Source organism: Winogradskyella sp. (assembly GCF_028282165.1).
Classification (GTDB): domain Bacteria; phylum Bacteroidota; class Bacteroidia; order Flavobacteriales; family Flavobacteriaceae; genus Winogradskyella.
Genome location: NZ_JANQIM010000048.1, coordinates 22,911 through 40,277, shown reverse-complemented (window position 1 = coordinate 40,277; position 17,367 = coordinate 22,911). Strand labels below are relative to the sequence as shown.

Sequence of the window (17,367 nt, the reverse complement as noted above, 5' to 3'; positions counted from 1 at the left end):
AACGCGGCAATCTTATAATGAACAGATTGCCTCGCTTTGCTCGCAATGACAAGTAACATAAAATGGAAGCAGAAACCCTTTTCTACATCATCATAGGTATAATTATCATTAACTTTATTAAAGATAAGATCCTTAATGCCATAAACGCAAAACACTTTAATGATCCCATCCCAGACGAATTAAAAGATGTTTATGATCTACAGGAGTACGAAAAATCACAAGCTTATAAAGCCACAAACTATAAATTTGGTATATGGTCCTCCCTATTTTCTTTAACATTGACTCTTGCGTTTTTATTCTTAGATGGATTTGAATATGTCGATAATATCGCTAGAAGTTATTCCGACAAACCGGTAGCTATTGCACTCCTATTTTTTGGTATTATTATGATAGCTAGTGACATCATCACCACACCATTTGCTTACTACAAAACCTTTGTGATAGAAGAACGCTTTGGCTTTAACAAGACCACCAAAAAAACATTCATCTTAGATAAACTTAAGGGACTACTAATGATGGCCATTCTTGGTGGTGGAATCATTGCACTTATTATTTGGTTTTATCAACTTACAGGCAATCAATTTTGGCTCTATGCTTGGGGTATTGTTACCTTATTTACGGTATTCATGAATATGTTTTACTCAAGGCTTATTGTACCAATGTTTAATAAGCAAACCCCTTTAAAAGAAGGCGACTTACGAAACAAGATTTCGGACTATGCCAAATCGGTAGGTTTCAGTTTGAATAAAATTTTTATTATTGATGGCTCTAAACGCAGCACAAAGGCCAATGCCTATTTTTCTGGTTTTGGAAGTGAGAAACGCGTGACGCTTTACGATACGTTGATTAATGATTTAGAGGATGAAGAAATTGTGGCGGTATTGGCCCATGAAGTAGGGCACTATAAACGCAAGCATATTATCTTTAACTTGGTGACCTCTATTTTACTCACTGGGTTAACACTCTATATTTTATCCATTTTTATTTCTAATCCATTACTCTCTAATGCCATTGGTGTTGAAATACCGAGTTTTCATGTCGGGTTGATTGCTTTTGGTTTGCTCTACTCTCCGATTTCTGAAGTTACAGGTTTAGTGATGAATTATGTTTCTCGAGTATTCGAGTACCAAGCTGATGATTATGCCAAAACTACTTACAAAGCTGCCCCTTTAATTACCTCTCTAAAAAAATTATCAAAGAATAGCTTGAGCAATCTTACACCCCATAAAGCCTATGTGTTTATGCACTATTCGCATCCAACACTTTTGGATAGGGTTAGGAATTTGAAGAAGTAAGCCTAATTAAAAATAAGTATTCTTATTCTTAAATTTGCCGCCAATCATCCAAAATAAAAACCGCATAGAGCCATGAATAGGTTGTACGGCATCCCAATGCTCCATAATTACGCCATCTTGTACTTTCCAGATATCCATGATATTCAATCCTTTCTGTGGATTACCACGATGTTTTTTGTTATTAGTAGCGTGTGAATGTAACGTTACATAAGGACCATCAACATAAAAATGCTTAACATCATAGGTATAATCTGGGTATTTTTTAGCAAAATTAGATACCACCTCTAACACTCCTGTAATACCGTCAACCATACTCTGGTTATGTTGTTTGTAAGGATGACTGCTGTATTTTTCTTTTATGTATTCAAAATCATGATCATTCATTAGTTTTTGAATAAACGCTGCTACCACCTCTGCATTTTTTAACTCCTCATCCGTCCATGTTGATTTTTGAAGTTTTTTTAGATCTACCTGTAATGTTTCCATTTTTTAATATGTTTTGATAGTAATTGTTGAATTATCATTAACTTGCAAAATGCAAGTAAGCAAATATAATCACATTTACTTGCAAAACGCAAGTGTTTTATGAAAAAAAATGAACTAAGATCGGATTGCCCTATAAATTACGCATTAGAATACCTTGGTGATAAATGGACTTTACTAGTTATTCGCGATTTGGTATTTGATGGAAAAAAATTTTACAAAGAATTTTTGGTCTCCAAAGAAGGGATTGCAACCAATATCTTGTCCGATCGCTTAAAACGACTGGAAAGTCTTGAAATTATTGAATCAAAAATATATGAAAAGCAAAGAACACAAAAAATCTATTCACTTACAGAAAAAGGAAAGGATCTCATCCCAATTTTATTAGAGATAATCTTGTGGTCAGCAAAACATAAAAATGGTTTAAATGTGAGCCCAGAATTTATAGAAAAGCTGCAAAAAAATAAAGCTGAGGTCACAAAATTAGTAGCAGCTAATGTTGATAGTGAAAAACTAATAATCTGAAACTTTAATTAAATATAGAAAATAATAAAATGAAAAAGATTCTATTTGTTTGCTCAGCTAACAAGCAGCGCTCAAAAACAGCCTCAGATTATTTCAGTGAAAAGTTTAGTGATTTTGAATTCGATTCAGCTGGTACCAATTTCAAGGTTTGCAATAAGGAAGGTACGCAACCTTTAACGGAAGCACTAATGAATTGGGCTGATTTGGTATTCGCCATGGAAAAAAACATAGAAAGCTAATCATAAATAATGGCGGGTCACATTTTAAAAATAAGATTATCGTTTTGTCAATTCCAGACAAGTTTAAATACTATCAAAAGGAATTGATTGATATTCTGGAGGAAAAAGCAGAACCATATTTTATAGAATAGCAATAAATTGTTTTTAAATTTCATACTTAGCCCCTTAAAGCTTTCCAAAATTTCCTTTCAAAAACCCATTGCCCAATTCATAGAGTTTGCTTACTTTAGTTGTTATGACTGAAGCGGATATTGAAAAAGAAAATGCAGCCATTGCCAAAGCTTACAGAGAGCTCCTTAGAGTAAGCTACCAGACCTTAACCAAAGACGACAAGAAGCTGATTCGTCAGGCGTTTGAGGTGGCACTCGACGCACATAAAGATCAGCGTCGCAAATCTGGAGAAGCTTATATATTTCATCCAATAGCTGTAGCAAAAATCGTCGCCCAAGAAATTGGTTTGGATGCCACCTCTATTGCTTCCGCCCTGCTTCACGATGTGGTTGAAGACAATCCCAACTATACCATAGCAGATATTGAACGTTTGTTCGGTGAAACCGTAGCAAGAATTGTGGATGGCCTAACCAAAATATCATCTTTAAAAAAGGATATGGATGTCTCGCTTCAAGCAGAGAACTTCCGTAAAATGTTGCTCACACTCAACGAGGACGTTAGGGTTATCATTATTAAAATAGCAGACCGTTTGCACAATATGCAAACCATGGATTCTATGCGCGACGACAAGCAAGTAAAAATCGCCTCAGAAACCTTATACATCTATGCACCGCTGGCACACAGAATTGGACTTTACAATATTAAAACCGAGCTCGAGGATTTAGGCTTAAAATATACCGAACCCGAAGTCTATAAAGACATTGCCGAAAAGATGCAGGAGAGCAAGGAAGAGCAAGATGTTTACATTAAATCCTTTTCCAAAGTCATTGAAAAATCTTTAAATAAGGAAGGACTTAACTACGTCATAAAAGGAAGACCAAAATCTATTTTTAGCATTCGTAGAAAGATGGTAAAACAAGGTGTATCCTTTGATGAAGTATACGACAAGTTTGCCGTAAGGATCATCTATAAATCAGATTTTGAAAACGAGAAATTCCTCGCTTGGAAAATCTATTCGATCGTTACCGATCACTTTACGCCAAATCCTATTCGACTTCGTGACTGGATTTCCTCACCAAAATCAACGGGTTACGAAGCATTGCATATCACTGTTGTTGGACCAAAAAGTCGTTGGGTCGAAGTTCAGATACGTAGCGAACGTATGAACGAAATTGCCGAAAAAGGCTATGCAGCACATTACAAATACAAAAATGCCAATGACAAAGAAGATAATCTAGATTTATGGATAAACAAACTGCAGGAAGCTTTAGAAAACAATGAAGCTGATGCGGTTGATTTTGTAGAGCAATTTAAGCTCAATCTCTACTCCAAAGAAATTTTTGTATTCTCACCAAAAGGGGATCTAAAGTCCTTGCCTAAAGGTGCAACGCCTCTAGATTTCGCTTTTAGTATCCACACCGAAGTGGGTATGACAACACGTGGCGCAAAAGTTAATGGTAAATTGGTACCCTTAAGCTACGAGTTGCAAAGTGGAGATCGTGTAGAAATCTTGACATCCGAAAATGCCAAACCCAATGCCAATTGGCTTGATTATGCAACCACCGCAAGAGCTAGAAGTAAGATTAAATCGGCATTAAATGCGCACACTAAGGAAATTGCCGAGGAAGGTAAAGAGATCTTGAGACGTAAGTTAAAGCAACTCAAGATTACCCTAAACGAGAAATCGGTCAACCAATTGGTAAACTACTTTAAACTAAAAACATCACTAGATTTATTTTACCGTGTAGGTATTGGCACTATTGATAATGCAAAATTAAAAGCCTTTGCTTCTTCGCGCAGCAATGCCTTTATGAGCTATATTAAAAACCGCATACGAAAACCAGATGTTCCCAAGGATATCGATAAAGAAGAGATTACCTCTAAATATGACATGCTGGTTTTTGGAAAAGAAGAAGAACGCCTTAACTATACTTTGGCAAACTGCTGCAACCCAATTCCTGGTGACAAAGTGTTCGGCTTTTTAACCGTTAATGACGGTATAAAAGTACATAAAAAGAATTGCCCAAACGCCTTAAGTCTTCAGTCTAATTACGCCTACCGTATCATGCAGGCTAAATGGATAGATTCGTCGCAACGCACCTATACATCTAGCATAAAGCTTTCAGGAATTGATAACCTTGGTTTGGTTAATGACATTACTACGCTCATTTCTGAGAACCTACACGTTAATATGAAAAGCATAAGTTTTTCTAGTGATGACGGTATTTTTAATGGAGATATTACAGTAGAGGTAAAAAACCAAGCGATGTTAAAAAACCTTATTGAAAAACTCAAAAAAATTAACGGGATCGACAAAGTGACTAGGGTATAATATATCCAAACTATTCTCGAGTCTGCTGCTTTGAGTGTTCCTACCGTTTAGGTTCCTATAGCTATTGAGACTATCTGGATTGAGATTATCAAGAAGCTTTTTGAAAACTTGTTCATTTCTTTCGACTTAAAACATAGTTACTACATTATTAATTCCCTTAATTTTATGTAAATTTGCACCTTATTATGAATGCAACAACAGAAGAAAGTAATCAGGAAATCGTAAAACGTGTATTTACGCAATTCCTTGAAGATAAAGGCCATAGAAAAACTCCAGAGCGCTATGCCATTCTTCAAGAGATATACGATAGTGAAGAACATTTTGATATTGAGTCCTTATATATCAAAATGAAGAATAAAAACTATCGTGTAAGTAGAGCCACACTTTACAATACCATAGAATTGCTGTTAGAATGTGATCTGGTTCGCAAACACCAATTTGGGCAAAATCAGGCCCATTACGAAAAGTCCTATTTCGATAAGCAGCACGATCATGTCATTCTCACAGATACTGGTGAAGTTATAGAATTCTGCGATCCTCGCATTCAATCCATAAAAAAAACCATTGAAGAGGTTTTTGATATTGAGATAACTAATCATTCACTATACTTTTACGGCAACCGTAAAGCAGACGACTAACTAACTTTTTAACATGGCGGTAGATTTACTACTAGGTTTACAATGGGGTGACGAAGGCAAAGGGAAAATTGTTGACGTATTCACCTCTAAATATGATATTATTGCAAGATTTCAAGGAGGACCAAATGCTGGTCACACTTTAGTCTTTAATGGACGTAAGCACGTTTTGCACACAATCCCTTCCGGAATTTTTCACGACAACACCATAAATCTTGTGGGCAATGGCGTAGTTATTGATCCTGTAATATTTAAAAAAGAACTCGACAAGTTAGATGAGCAAAATGTTGATTATAAAAAATCCCTTTACATCTCGCGCAAGGCACATATTATTTTACCTACACATCGCTTATTGGACGCTGCGAGTGAAGCTTCGAAAGGGAAGGCGAAAATAGGTTCAACACTCAAAGGTATCGGACCAACATACATGGATAAAACCGGTAGAAACGGCATTAGAGTTGGTGATATTGAACTATCTAACTGGAAGAAAAAATATAGAGCTTTAGCGGATAAGCATGAAGCTATGATCGATTTCTATGATGTGGATATTCAATACGATTTAGAGGATTTAGAAACCGACTTCTTTGAAGGTATCAATACCCTAAAAACCTTAAAGTTTATAGATTCTGAAGAATATATCCATCAAGCACAAACCGCTGGGCAATCTATTTTGGCCGAAGGTGCTCAAGGCTCATTACTCGATATAGATTTCGGAACCTACCCTTTTGTAACCTCATCTAACACAACTGCTGCCGGAGCTTGTACGGGTTTAGGAGTTGCGCCAAGCAAAATTGGTGATGTGTTTGGTATCTTTAAAGCATACACAACTCGCGTGGGTTCAGGACCATTCCCAACCGAGCTATTTGATGAAGCAGGTGAAACCATGGGACGCGTTGGTCATGAATTTGGAGCTACCACAGGTCGCCCAAGACGTTGTGGTTGGTTAGACTTAGTCGCTTTGCGTTATGCTTGCCAAGTTAATGGTGTTACCCAACTTATTATGATGAAAGGTGATGTATTATCTGGTTTCGACACTTTAAAAGTATGTACAGCCTATAATTATAAAGGAGAAACCATTAACCATTTGCCTTATAATATTGAAGCCGAAAATGTGTCACCAATCTATACCGATATAAAAGGTTGGTCAGAGGATTTAACAGCAATGACCGAAGCGTCTCAATTACCTAAGGAGTTTAATGACTATGTAGAGTTCTTGGAAAATGAACTCAGTATTCCTATTACTATTGTGTCCGTCGGACCTGATCGTAAACAGACGATTGTGAGGAAGGAGCTATAATTTTAAGCTCTTTTCTTTTGTTAAAAAAACTGTTAACCAATACTAAAGCAAATCTATAAGTGTTACTTTGCAAGAAACATATAGCTTTGAATCGTTTAAATAATCTAATTTTAATTTTTGCACTTTGCTTTTCTACTTTCAGTTTTTCTCAAGGAAAACAGAAAATAACCATTGAGTACGCAGGTATAGCAGCATCTGACCCAGAAATTGAAGATGGTGCTTTGGTTTTTCTACGTGACGAATCGCAACAAGTCCATTTTATACACAAAGGGGTTAATATGTGGTGCGATAAAGCCATCTATTACGAAGATCAAGATTATATAGAAGCTTTTAGCAATGTGAATATGAAACAAGGCGACTCCATTTCCATGGTAGCCAAATATGTAGAATACAGTGGTAAAACGGAATTGGCATTTGCCCAAGGCGATGTGGTTTTAACCGAACCGCAATCTGTGTTAACAACAGATAAGCTTTATTTTGATCGAACACGGCAGCTTGCCTATTACAATACCAATGGTAAAGTCGTTAAGGATTCTTCGGGCACCATTACAAGCCAGATTGGGCGTTATTACATGACTGCCAAAAAATACCAGTTTACCAAAAATGTAATACTCGTAAATCCAGATTATACACTCAATACAGAGCGTCTCGATTTCTTCCCAGACAATGGCCACGCTTACTTGTTTGGACCCTCGACCATAGTGGGAGAAACAAGTAGAATCTACACAGAACGAGGCTTCTATGATACCAATGCCAATACAGGTTATTTTCAGCGTAATGCTAAAGTCTATTACGACAATAGAACCGTAGAAGGCGATAGCATTTATTTTGACCGCAATCGAAGTTTTGCTTCAGCCACCAACAATATTACAGTTACCGACACCATAAATAACAGTATTGTAAAAGGGCACTATGCCGAGGTGTGGCGCGATAAGGATTCCGTTTTTATCACTAAACGAGCACTGGCGATAACCGTTCAGGAACAAGATTCAGTGTATTTGCATGCGGATACATTAATGGTAACGGGGAAAGAAGATAACCGAATCACAAGAGCTTATTATAACGCCAAGCTATACAAAAGTGATTTGGCTGGTAAAGCCGACTCCATTCATGTAGATCACAAAACAGGACTTACACAATTGATTAATTTGGCACGCTATAGCTCTACAGATGTTTTTGCCTTGGCCAGAAAACCTGTACTTTGGAATTTAGGCAATCAGATGACTGGTGATACTATTCATTTGATTTCTAATGTCGAAACTGAAAAATTAGATTCCTTAAAGGTATTTAATAATGCGTTCTTGGTGAGTAAGGATACATTGAGTGAAGATGGCTTTAATCAGATAAAAGGTCAACGGCTTATCGGATTGTTCAGGGATAATGAAATATATAATGTAGACATTATTAAAAATGCCGAAACTATTCGTTATATGCGAAATGATGCCAATGAGTTGATCGGTATACAAAAATCGAAATCAGGCAGTATCAATATTCAAATCGTGGACCAAGCCATAGACGAAGTGCGTTTTAATAACCAAATAGACGGTAATATTTTTCCCGAAGCAGACTTTCCAAGAAGTTCAAAACGACTTAGGGGATTTGATTGGAGAGGCGAAGAACGTCCACTATCCGTTGAGGATTTATTTAAAGATGATCCGCCTTTGGTATTGCCAAAAATCACAGGTCTTGAGGACTATGTGCCTCCAGAAGATTTTGTAGATGATAGTGTTATGGAACGCATTGAGGAAGCTAGTGAAGCTGTACCCAACAAACCCAACAAAGCAGCCCGTAACTTACCAATAAAAGAAAGTGAACAAGAACAAACAGAGCATCCAAAGGATAGTATTAGACTTCAATTACAGGATACAATGAAGCAACCATTAAAACCTGTAAACAAAACCCTTGAAGATAAAGAACAATTAAAAGACAGCATTGAGCTTATACCACAGGACAAAACAAAGTCACTACTAAAACTTGGTGACAAATCCCTTCAAGACAAACAACAATTAAAAGATAGCATTGAGCTTATACCACAGGACAAAACAAAGTCACTACTAAAACTTGGTGATAAACCCCTTGAAGATAAAGAACAATTAAAAGATAGCATTGAGCTTATACCACAGGATAAGACAAAGTCACTACTGAAACCTGGCGATAAACCCCTTGAAAATAAAGAAGAGAAAAAGAAGGTCAAAGAAAAAGAAGGTCAATAATTGCACAAGGACTTTTTAAAATATCAGGCGCAAACCACACCACACCCCTTGGCTATGGTAATTAGCCACGCAAAGGGATCTTATATTTATGATACAAAAGGAAAAGCTTATCTCGATTTTGTAGCTGGAGTTTCAGCTTGTAGTTTAGGACATTCGCATCCTAAAGTTGTTGAGGCTGTAAAGGTACAATTAGATAAGTACTTACATGTTATGGTTTATGGCGAATATATTCAAGAACCAGCGCTTGAGCTATCAAAATTTTTAGCCAATCATTTGCCAAATCCCTTAGAAACCACCTACTTGGTTAATTCTGGAACTGAAGCCATTGAAGGTAGCATAAAGTTAGCCAGACGTTATACAGGACGACGAGAAATCATAGCTGCCAGAAATGCTTATCACGGAAATACTATGGGTTCCTTAAGTCTTATGGATTATGAAGAACGTAAAACACCTTTTCAACCACTAATCCCAGACATTAAACACATTAAATTCAATTGTGATTGGTGTTTACAAGAGATTACTGAGAAAACCGCTGCTGTAATTTTAGAAACCATACAAGGAGGGGCAGGTTTTATTGAACCCGCTAACAACTATCTTAAAAATGTACAAGAACGATGTAATGAAGTTGGTGCTGTTTTTATCTTGGACGAGATTCAGCCAGGCATTGGCAGAACTGGTAAACTCTTTGGTTTTGAACATTACAATTGCAAGCCAGACATTGTAGTCACTGGCAAAGGTCTAGGAGGTGGCCTGCCGATAGGCGCTTTTACAGCTTCAAATGAAATGATGCTCACCTTAAGCAGCAATCCAAAACTTGGTCATATTACCACCTTCGGAGGTAATCCTGTGATAGCCTCTGCAGCTTTGGCAACTTTAAAAGAAATTACGGAATCTAATTTAATGACAGACGTTCTGGAAAAAGAACAACTCATTAGAAAACATCTTCAACATAAACATATTAAAACGATAAGAGGCAAAGGATTAATGCTTGCAGCCATAACCGAGAGTGAAGAAGTTACCAATAAGGTTATTCTGCGTGCTCAAGATGAAGGCTTAATTCTATTTTGGTTACTTTTTGAACCTAAGGCCATCAGAATTACACCACCATTGACAATTTCTAAAGAAGAAATTATAGAAGGTTGCCAAATCATCACTTCCATATTAGATAGTATTTAATCTACCTTCTCTTTTTAAAATTCTGATTATCAACCCAAAACATATTTTAATAAACCTTTACCACAATGTTAATTATTTTGTTAAAAACAAAAACCCAAACACTCAAGTCCTAAACGCTATAACTGTAATTTTAGATTAATGAATAACATCGGGTTAACCGAAGCAAAGTAAGTTAAAGGTGTGCCCTCAAATTTTAAAATAACTATTGGTGTATTTAAATCTCGATTATCGAGTGAATCTTTAAACCGCTTATGAACTATAGTCACGACGACGAAAACTTTCCGCTTACTAGATTTGAATCCATGTTAAAAACAAATGATATTTTGTTTTTCGATTCAAATGAATTTGAAAACATTATCCACCATTATCTCGAAAATGGTAAAATTTCTTTAGCAAAACGTGCTATTAAACTCGGACTCTCGCAACATCCTAGCTCAGTTAACTTAAGATTATTCCAAGTTGAGATATTGGTAATAGAGAATAAATTTTCTGAAGCCGATGATATTTTGGACATGCTTCATGATTTAGAGCCTAATAACGAAGAGATTTTTATTCAAAAGGCCAATGTGTTATCAAAGCAAGATGAACATGAAAAAGCGATAGAAGTATTGCTTATTGCTATTGATGTCTCTAGCACACCTTCTGAAGATTCCGATCTTTATGCTTTGATTGGTATGGAATACTTGTTCTTAGATCAGTTTGAAAATGCGGTTATCTATTTTAAAAAATGCCTAGAGTCCGATCCATCTGATTATTCAGCACTGCACAATATTGTGTACTGCTACGATTTTTTGGATCAAAATGAAGATGCTATCGCTTACCTCAACAACTTCTTGGATTCCAATCCCTACTGCGAAGTGGCTTGGCATCAATTAGGTCGCCAATATTTTGCCATAAAAGACTATGCCAAAGCTAACGCTGCCTTCGATTTTGCCATCATCTCAGATGACACCTTTGTCGGTGCTTATATTGAAAAAGGAAAAGTTTTAGAAAAGCTAAAACATTACGAAGAAGCTATTGAAAATTATAAGATCACTTTGGCTTTAGATGAGCCTACCTCTTTTGCCCTATTACGAATAGGACATTGCTACGAGAAACTTGGAAAAGAAGACATGGCATTACAGTTCTTCAAAAAAACGGTTGAGGAAGATGCCTTGTTAGACAAAGGATGGATTGCCATTACAAAATTCTACATGAAACGTTTAAACTATCAAAAAGCATTGCACTATATCAATAAAGCAGTGAATATTGATGGCGAGAACGTATTGTATTGGAAACTTTTTGCTACAATTAATAAGCGCTTAAACTTTTTAGAAGAAGCAGAAATTGGTTACAAACGAACTTTAGAGCTTGGTAATTACGAGCTAGATACATGGTTAGATCGATCAGATATCCTAATTGCCCTAGGTGAATACGATGCCGCAATTTATAATTTAACCCAGGCAGCAGAATTCTATCCAGAAAATTCCGAGATAGAATATAGGCTTAGTGGCTTATATTTCACCATGCATCAGACCGATGAAGGTCGCTTTCACCTTAAAAATGCTTTAAGACTTAATATCGACTACAGTTTTATCATCAGTGAGCTATTTCCAAAACTTGTTGATAGACCAATGATAAAGGCTATAATTTCAGAATCTAAAAAGGCTTCCAACTAAAAAAATCCATACCTTAGCGTTTCTTATAAAAAAAGAAATGCAGAGACGTTTTTTAGACTATTTAATCGTTGCTTTTAAGGGTATAGCTATGGGAGCAGCAGATGTTGTTCCTGGAGTTTCAGGGGGTACAATCGCTTTTATTTCTGGCATTTACGAAGAACTCATTGAAAGTATTGATAGAATTAACCTGAGCGTTTTTAGAGTATGGAAACAACAAGGTTTTAAAACGGCATGGAAATCCATAAACGGTACATTCTTATTAGCGCTTTTTTCAGGAATTGCCATTAGTATTTTGTCCTTGTCCAAACTAATAAAATGGCTATTACATAATGAACCTATTTTATTGTGGTCTTTCTTTTTTGGATTAGTTCTGGCAAGTATTATATATATAGCCAAACAAATAAAAACTTGGTCTGTAAAAATCATTATAGCCATCATAGTGACTTCTGTTCTATCCTATTACATTACCCTTGCCGAACCTTTTGCATCACCAGACAGTCCTTTTTATCTATTGTTTTGCGGCTTCATTGCCATAATTGCCATGATCCTACCAGGCGTTTCTGGGGCTTTTATTTTATTGATTTTAGGGGCTTACCAAACAGCTATAGATACGGTAAACAACCTAAGAGATGGTTTAATCAATGGTAATATGGAGTTGTTCAAGGATGCCCTTTTAAAATTTGCCTTGTTAGGTATCGGTGCCGTTGTTGGGTTAAAAGTTTTTTCTAAAGCATTAAATTGGATGTTTAAGCATCAAAAAAATCTAACTCTCGCCATTTTGACGGGATTTATGATAGGTTCTTTGAATAAAATATGGCCGTGGAAAAAAATCTTAAAAACTAGAATTAATTCCAAAGGTGAAGAAGTTACGCTTTTGGATAAAAGTGTATTACCATCTTCTTATGAAGGCGATAATCAAATGTTATTGGCCATCATATTTACAGTTATAGGGATTACCACTATCTTGATCTTGGAATACCTTGGACGTCATAAAAACAAAGCTTAATGCAGAGCACAAGAACTTTTAAGGATCGTATCTTTTTGATCATTAAGGGCTTGGCTATGGGAGCTGCAAATAAAGTACCTGGCGTTTCTGGTGGTGTTGTAGCCTTTGTTGCTGGTTTTTATGAGGAGTTTATTTACTCATTACAGCGTGTCAATAAAACAGCATTCAAGCTATTAATCAATGGTCGTTTTGGGAGCTTCTACCAGTACATCAATGGTAGATTTTTAGGGCTTTTGTTCTTAGGGATGGTGGTTAGCTATTTTAGTGTCTCTAAAATTTTAGACTACCTCATCGTTAATTACGAACTGTATGTTTGGAGCGCTTTCTTCGGAATGATCTTAGGATCCATCTACTACATTAGTAAAGATTTTAAAGCTTGGAATAAAAAAACAATAACTGCGCTAATCCTTGGTACTGCTATAGGCATCAGTATTAGCTTTCTAGATCCTGCTAAGGAAAATGACAATCTTTGGTTTGTTTTTTTCTGTGGTATCGTAAGCGTTTCTGGTATGACACTTCCCGGTTTCTCGGGTTCATTCATTCTAATTTTGCTAGGAAATTATGTATTACTTCTGGTTGATTCAGTTAATGCACTATATGATACAATTACAGAAATTTTTTCAGGAAATTTTGACTTCATAAAAGATGAGGTAAGGATACGCATGCTAAAAGTCCTAGGTGTATTTACGTTAGGCTCAGTTACAGGTTTAGTAACTTTTTCGCACGTACTTAATTACATACTAAAGCATTACAAAAATATTACCTTAGCTACACTTGTAGGGTTTATTGTTGGATCACTTGGCGTGGTATGGCCTTGGAAAGAAACCATCTATAAAACAAATAGTGATGGCAGTTATATTTTGGATTCTACTGGTTCACAGATTGTTGGGAACTATGAACGTTTTTTCCCTGAAGCTACTGCCGAAACTTATATTGCAATTGCTTATATTGTCCTTGGAATCCTTATAGTTTTAGGATTAGAATGGTATGGACAACGCACAAGACAAATCAAAACTTAAATTCGGTCTCGTAGGAAAAAATATTTCCTATTCATTTTCAAGAGGTTATTTTGCAGATAAATTTGAACACGAAGAATTGCCACATTCTTACGTTAACTTCGATATACAACACATAGAGGAGCTTAATGCTATTATTAAAACGACTCCAGGCTTAAAAGGTTTAAATGTTACCATTCCGTACAAGGAAGCAGTAATTCCGATGTTAGATGATTTGAATAAACGCGCTCGTAAAATAGGTGCCGTAAATACGATAAGAATCACACGCTACCAAAAGCTTATTGGCTATAATACAGATTATTATGGTTTTAAAAATTCGTTAAAACCATACTTAAAAAAATATCATAAGCGAGCTTTAATCCTGGGAACTGGAGGCGCATCAAAAGCCATAGCCTATGCACTAAAAAAGCTAAAAATTCAGTACGATTATGTGTCACGGCACGAGAAAGAAGGTGTAAAATTCTTGTACTCAGACTTAACTGATGATATCATTTCATCTTATCACATCATCATCAACTGTACGCCAATTGGTACTTTTCCAAATGTCAACGAATGTCCTGACATTCCATATGATGCCATAACAGAGAAGCATATTCTTTACGACCTTATCTACAACCCTGAGCAAACCAAATTTCTAAGCTGCGGAGACATTAAAGGAGCAACGACAATTAACGGGTTGGAAATGTTGAAACTTCAGGCCGAAAAATCCTGGGATATTTGGAATAAGTCTTAATCAGTGAATGGTCTTGAGCTAACAGTCATTTAAACGTATAAACTCCAAAACGCCCTCATAAATAATTAATAAGCCAAGCTCAACTTTTATTTCCTTTGTAGTTCAATGAGTTGTTAGTATCTTTAACATCCTAATAAAATTATATGACTCATGTCTGAGAATGATAACCTGCAAGAAGCAGATGGAAAAAAAGAAGTAGAAACTAAAGACACTACTCTAAAAGAAGAAACGACTACTAAAGTCGAAAATACAGTTGAAGCCGATATCGAAAACACAGAAACGGCTCAAGAAGTCACATCTGATGTTAAAGCAGTTACTGACTCTGAAGTACAAGCCGAAATTGAAGCTTCAAATACTGAAGATGCCGAAGATGAAGCTAAAGATGAAAACTTGGAAACGGTTGGGGAAGTCACTTCTGATATTGCAGAAGTTACCGACTCTGAAGCACATGCCGAAATTGAAGCTTCTAACGCTGAAGATGCTGAAGATGAAGCCAATGCAGAACGCCACGAAGTAGAAGAAAAAGATTATCATGCCATGTCTATGCAAGATCTGGCAACGGAATTGAATCGACTTTTAAAGCATCATAAGATTCAGACCATATCAAAACAGGTCAATCAAATTAAGGCTGAATTCAATGCGAAATTCAACCAACTTGTTGAAGAGAAAAAAGAAGAATTCCTGAATGAAGGTGGTAACGAAATAGACTTCTATTACACCAACGATTCCAAAAAGCTGTTCAACCAATTATATAAAGATTACAAGCAGGCTATTAATGCTTATTACAAAGAACGCGAGCAAAACTTAAAGCAAAATCTCGATAACCGATTAGCAATTATCGAAGAAATAAAAGGCTTGTTGAATGTTGAAGAAAACATCAATACGACCTACAAGCATTTTAAGGACCTTCAAGAAAAATGGCGCAATGCAGGTCCCATTCCAAGAGACAAATACAACAATGCTTGGAACACCTATCACCATCATGTAGAGCGCTTTTATGACTTCTTACATCTCAATAACGATTTGCGAGATATGGACTTTAAGCACAACTATGAGCAAAAGTTAAAAATCATAGAACGTGCCGAGGAACTGGTTAAAGATGATAATATTAATAGGTCTTTTAGAGAATTACAGGTACTTCATAAATTATGGAAAGAAGAGCTAGGTCCTGTGGCTAAAGAACACCGAGAAGAAATTTGGGAGCGTTTTAGCAAGGCTACTAAAACCATACATGACAAGCGCCAGGCTTATTATGCAGATCTCGATAAGGCCTATGAAAAGAATCTTAAAAAGAAAGAAGAAATCATCTCTCAAATACAAGCCATTGCTGACGATACGGCTAATTCGCATGGCGCATGGCAGAAAAAAATTAGAGAAGTTGAAGCCTTAAGAGAAGCCTTTTTCAATGCAGGTAAAGTACCTTTAAAGGTTAACGAAGCCACTTGGGCCAAATTTAAGGACACCGTAAGGACCTTTAATCGCGGAAAAAATAAGTTTTATAAAGAACTAAAGAAAGACCAATACGAAAATCTTCAAAAGAAACGTGAGCTGATTAAGATAGCCGAAGAAAATAAGGATAGTGATGACTTTGCTGTGGTGACTCCTTTAATGAAAAAAATACAAAGCGATTGGAAAAAGATAGGACACGTCCCAAGGCGGGATAGCGATAAAATTTGGAAGCAATTTAAAGATGCCTGTAATTACTACTTTGACAGAATGCATGCCCAGCGTAAAGCGGAAAATCAGCATTTGTATGATGCGTTTGATAAAAAAGTAAAACTATTGGACGAATTAAAGGCTATGAAGTTCAGTGGAGATAACAAAGCTGATGTTGAAACCTTAAAAGCAAGAATTGCCGATTGGAAAGCCATTGGCTATGTACCGCAAAATAAACGCTATATCGACGGGAAGTTTTACAAAGCTATTGATGAAGCCTTTGATAAACTTAAAATGGATAAGTCGAAACTAGACATGGTAAAGTTTGAAAGTAAGCTCGAAAATCTGGCCAGTAATAATGAAGATACACGACTATTGGATAACGAGCAGAATTTTATCCGAAAGAAAATCGGCGAAGTTCAATCTGAAATTACCCAATTGGAGAACAACTTACAGTTTTTCTCTAATGTCGATGAGACCAACCCATTGGTCAAAGAGGTTTTAAAGAACATTGATAAGCATAAACAAGAACTAGAAACCTGGAAAGCTAAATTGGCTAAGATCCGTGGGATGTATAGTTAAGCAAATTTACGAAACCTTAATTGGCAAAAATCTATTCAATATTCCTTGATGGAATTCTAATTGGAAAAACGCTGTTCGAGTTTGCAGATGTTCCAATGGGAGTGGTGCATGGCAAAATTACATTTATAAATACAGAATCTCCGTATGAATTTATTAAGTCATTTTGTTTAAAAAGAAATATACCTATCAATCATGATGAGCCTAACCACAAATTTATAGATACTGCTATAATCCCAATGCTAAAAGTCTTAAAAGAAAACGACAAAGAACTAAAAGGTTGGGGAGGTTCAATAACAGTTTTCGAAAAAGAAAATGAAACAGAAATTCAGTTTGGGGGCATTAACTCTGAAATAATGAAATCCGAATTCACTCACCATTATGATGAATACTATAAAGATCAATTATAAATC

The 17,367-nt window shown here is 36.1% G+C and carries 15 protein-coding genes; 14 read left to right on the top strand and 1 reads right to left on the bottom strand.

Features of this window, described 5'->3' with window-relative positions; all coding sequences use genetic code 11:
• The first annotated feature begins 62 nt into the window (after nt 1-62).
• Nucleotides 63-1,295 carry a M48 family metallopeptidase gene (locus tag Q0972_RS17685; protein ID WP_299368661.1) on the top strand — a complete coding sequence of 411 codons (1,233 nt, stop codon included), beginning with the start codon at nt 63-65 and terminating at the stop codon, nt 1,293-1,295.
• A gap of 6 nt (nt 1,296-1,301) precedes the next feature.
• Here the strand turns inward: Q0972_RS17685 and Q0972_RS17680 are convergent, their stop codons facing one another.
• The gene (locus Q0972_RS17680) at nt 1,302-1,781 is read right to left on the bottom strand and encodes an ester cyclase (RefSeq protein WP_299368658.1); all 480 of its coding nucleotides are present in this window, start codon (nt 1,779-1,781) and stop codon (nt 1,302-1,304) included.
• 99 nt (nt 1,782-1,880) lie between these two features.
• On the opposite strand from Q0972_RS17680, the gene Q0972_RS17675 reads away from it, so the two are divergent.
• From Q0972_RS17675 to Q0972_RS17615, 13 genes are all read left to right on the top strand, one after another.
• A complete protein-coding gene (locus Q0972_RS17675) occupies nt 1,881-2,303 on the top strand; it encodes a helix-turn-helix domain-containing protein (protein ID WP_299368655.1) in 423 nt (140 codons plus the stop codon).
• Between the two features lie 29 nt (nt 2,304-2,332).
• Entirely contained in the window at nt 2,333-2,542 is a 210-nt protein-coding gene (locus Q0972_RS17670; RefSeq protein ID WP_299368652.1) for a hypothetical protein, read from the top strand.
• A gap of 235 nt (nt 2,543-2,777) precedes the next feature.
• Nucleotides 2,778-4,985 (top strand): RelA/SpoT family protein, encoded by a 2,208-nt coding sequence (locus Q0972_RS17665; protein ID WP_299368649.1) that lies wholly within the window; start codon nt 2,778-2,780, stop codon nt 4,983-4,985.
• Between the two features lie 185 nt (nt 4,986-5,170).
• Complete coding sequence (locus Q0972_RS17660) at nt 5,171-5,623, top strand: Fur family transcriptional regulator (RefSeq protein WP_299368646.1); 453 nt, start codon at nt 5,171-5,173, stop codon at nt 5,621-5,623.
• A gap of 13 nt (nt 5,624-5,636) precedes the next feature.
• A complete protein-coding gene (locus Q0972_RS17655) occupies nt 5,637-6,917 on the top strand; it encodes an adenylosuccinate synthase (RefSeq protein ID WP_299368643.1) in 1,281 nt (426 codons plus the stop codon).
• 86 nt (nt 6,918-7,003) lie between these two features.
• Nucleotides 7,004-9,130 carry an OstA-like protein gene (locus Q0972_RS17650; RefSeq protein WP_299368640.1) on the top strand — a complete coding sequence of 709 codons (2,127 nt, stop codon included), beginning with the start codon at nt 7,004-7,006 and terminating at the stop codon, nt 9,128-9,130.
• On the top strand, nt 9,131-10,306 hold the full coding sequence (locus Q0972_RS17645) for an aspartate aminotransferase family protein (protein WP_299368637.1): 1,176 nt from the start codon (nt 9,131-9,133) through the stop codon (nt 10,304-10,306). It begins immediately after the preceding gene.
• 251 nt (nt 10,307-10,557) lie between these two features.
• Nucleotides 10,558-11,964, top strand: coding sequence for a tetratricopeptide repeat protein (locus tag Q0972_RS17640; RefSeq protein WP_299368634.1), 1,407 nt, complete (start codon nt 10,558-10,560; stop codon nt 11,962-11,964).
• Between the two features lie 37 nt (nt 11,965-12,001).
• On the top strand, nt 12,002-12,970 hold the full coding sequence (locus Q0972_RS17635; RefSeq protein ID WP_299368631.1) for a DUF368 domain-containing protein: 969 nt from the start codon (nt 12,002-12,004) through the stop codon (nt 12,968-12,970).
• Complete coding sequence (locus tag Q0972_RS17630) at nt 12,970-13,989, top strand: DUF368 domain-containing protein (RefSeq protein WP_299368628.1); 1,020 nt, start codon at nt 12,970-12,972, stop codon at nt 13,987-13,989. Before Q0972_RS17635 ends, Q0972_RS17630 begins: the two co-directional genes overlap by 1 nt.
• The gene (locus tag Q0972_RS17625; protein ID WP_299368627.1) at nt 13,958-14,719 is read left to right on the top strand and encodes a shikimate dehydrogenase; all 762 of its coding nucleotides are present in this window, start codon (nt 13,958-13,960) and stop codon (nt 14,717-14,719) included. Before Q0972_RS17630 ends, Q0972_RS17625 begins: the two co-directional genes overlap by 32 nt.
• 150 nt (nt 14,720-14,869) lie before the next feature.
• The gene (locus Q0972_RS17620) at nt 14,870-16,957 is read left to right on the top strand and encodes a DUF349 domain-containing protein (RefSeq protein WP_299368624.1); all 2,088 of its coding nucleotides are present in this window, start codon (nt 14,870-14,872) and stop codon (nt 16,955-16,957) included.
• Nucleotides 16,958-16,977: 20 nt separating this feature from the next.
• Nucleotides 16,978-17,364, top strand: a complete 387-nt coding sequence (locus Q0972_RS17615; RefSeq protein WP_299368621.1) for a hypothetical protein — start codon at nt 16,978-16,980, stop codon at nt 17,362-17,364.
• Nucleotides 17,365-17,367 lie beyond the last annotated feature (3 nt).

Bases quoted from the DNA above. Each gene is read 5' to 3' on its own strand.
- Q0972_RS17685 (WP_299368661.1), top strand. From the start codon at position 63: ATGGAAGCAGAAACCCTTTTCTACATCATCATAGGTATAATTATCATT.
- Q0972_RS17680 (WP_299368658.1), bottom strand. From the start codon at position 1,781: ATGGAAACATTACAGGTAGATCTAAAAAAACTTCAAAAATCAACATGG.
- Q0972_RS17675 (WP_299368655.1), top strand. From the start codon at position 1,881: ATGAAAAAAAATGAACTAAGATCGGATTGCCCTATAAATTACGCATTA.
- Q0972_RS17670 (WP_299368652.1), top strand. From the start codon at position 2,333: ATGAAAAAGATTCTATTTGTTTGCTCAGCTAACAAGCAGCGCTCAAAA.
- Q0972_RS17665 (WP_299368649.1), top strand. From the start codon at position 2,778: ATGACTGAAGCGGATATTGAAAAAGAAAATGCAGCCATTGCCAAAGCT.
- Q0972_RS17660 (WP_299368646.1), top strand. From the start codon at position 5,171: ATGAATGCAACAACAGAAGAAAGTAATCAGGAAATCGTAAAACGTGTA.
- Q0972_RS17655 (WP_299368643.1), top strand. From the start codon at position 5,637: ATGGCGGTAGATTTACTACTAGGTTTACAATGGGGTGACGAAGGCAAA.
- Q0972_RS17640 (WP_299368634.1), top strand. From the start codon at position 10,558: ATGAACTATAGTCACGACGACGAAAACTTTCCGCTTACTAGATTTGAA.
- Q0972_RS17635 (WP_299368631.1), top strand. From the start codon at position 12,002: ATGCAGAGACGTTTTTTAGACTATTTAATCGTTGCTTTTAAGGGTATA.
- Q0972_RS17630 (WP_299368628.1), top strand. From the start codon at position 12,970: ATGCAGAGCACAAGAACTTTTAAGGATCGTATCTTTTTGATCATTAAG.
- Q0972_RS17625 (WP_299368627.1), top strand. From the start codon at position 13,958: ATGGACAACGCACAAGACAAATCAAAACTTAAATTCGGTCTCGTAGGA.
- Q0972_RS17620 (WP_299368624.1), top strand. From the start codon at position 14,870: ATGTCTGAGAATGATAACCTGCAAGAAGCAGATGGAAAAAAAGAAGTA.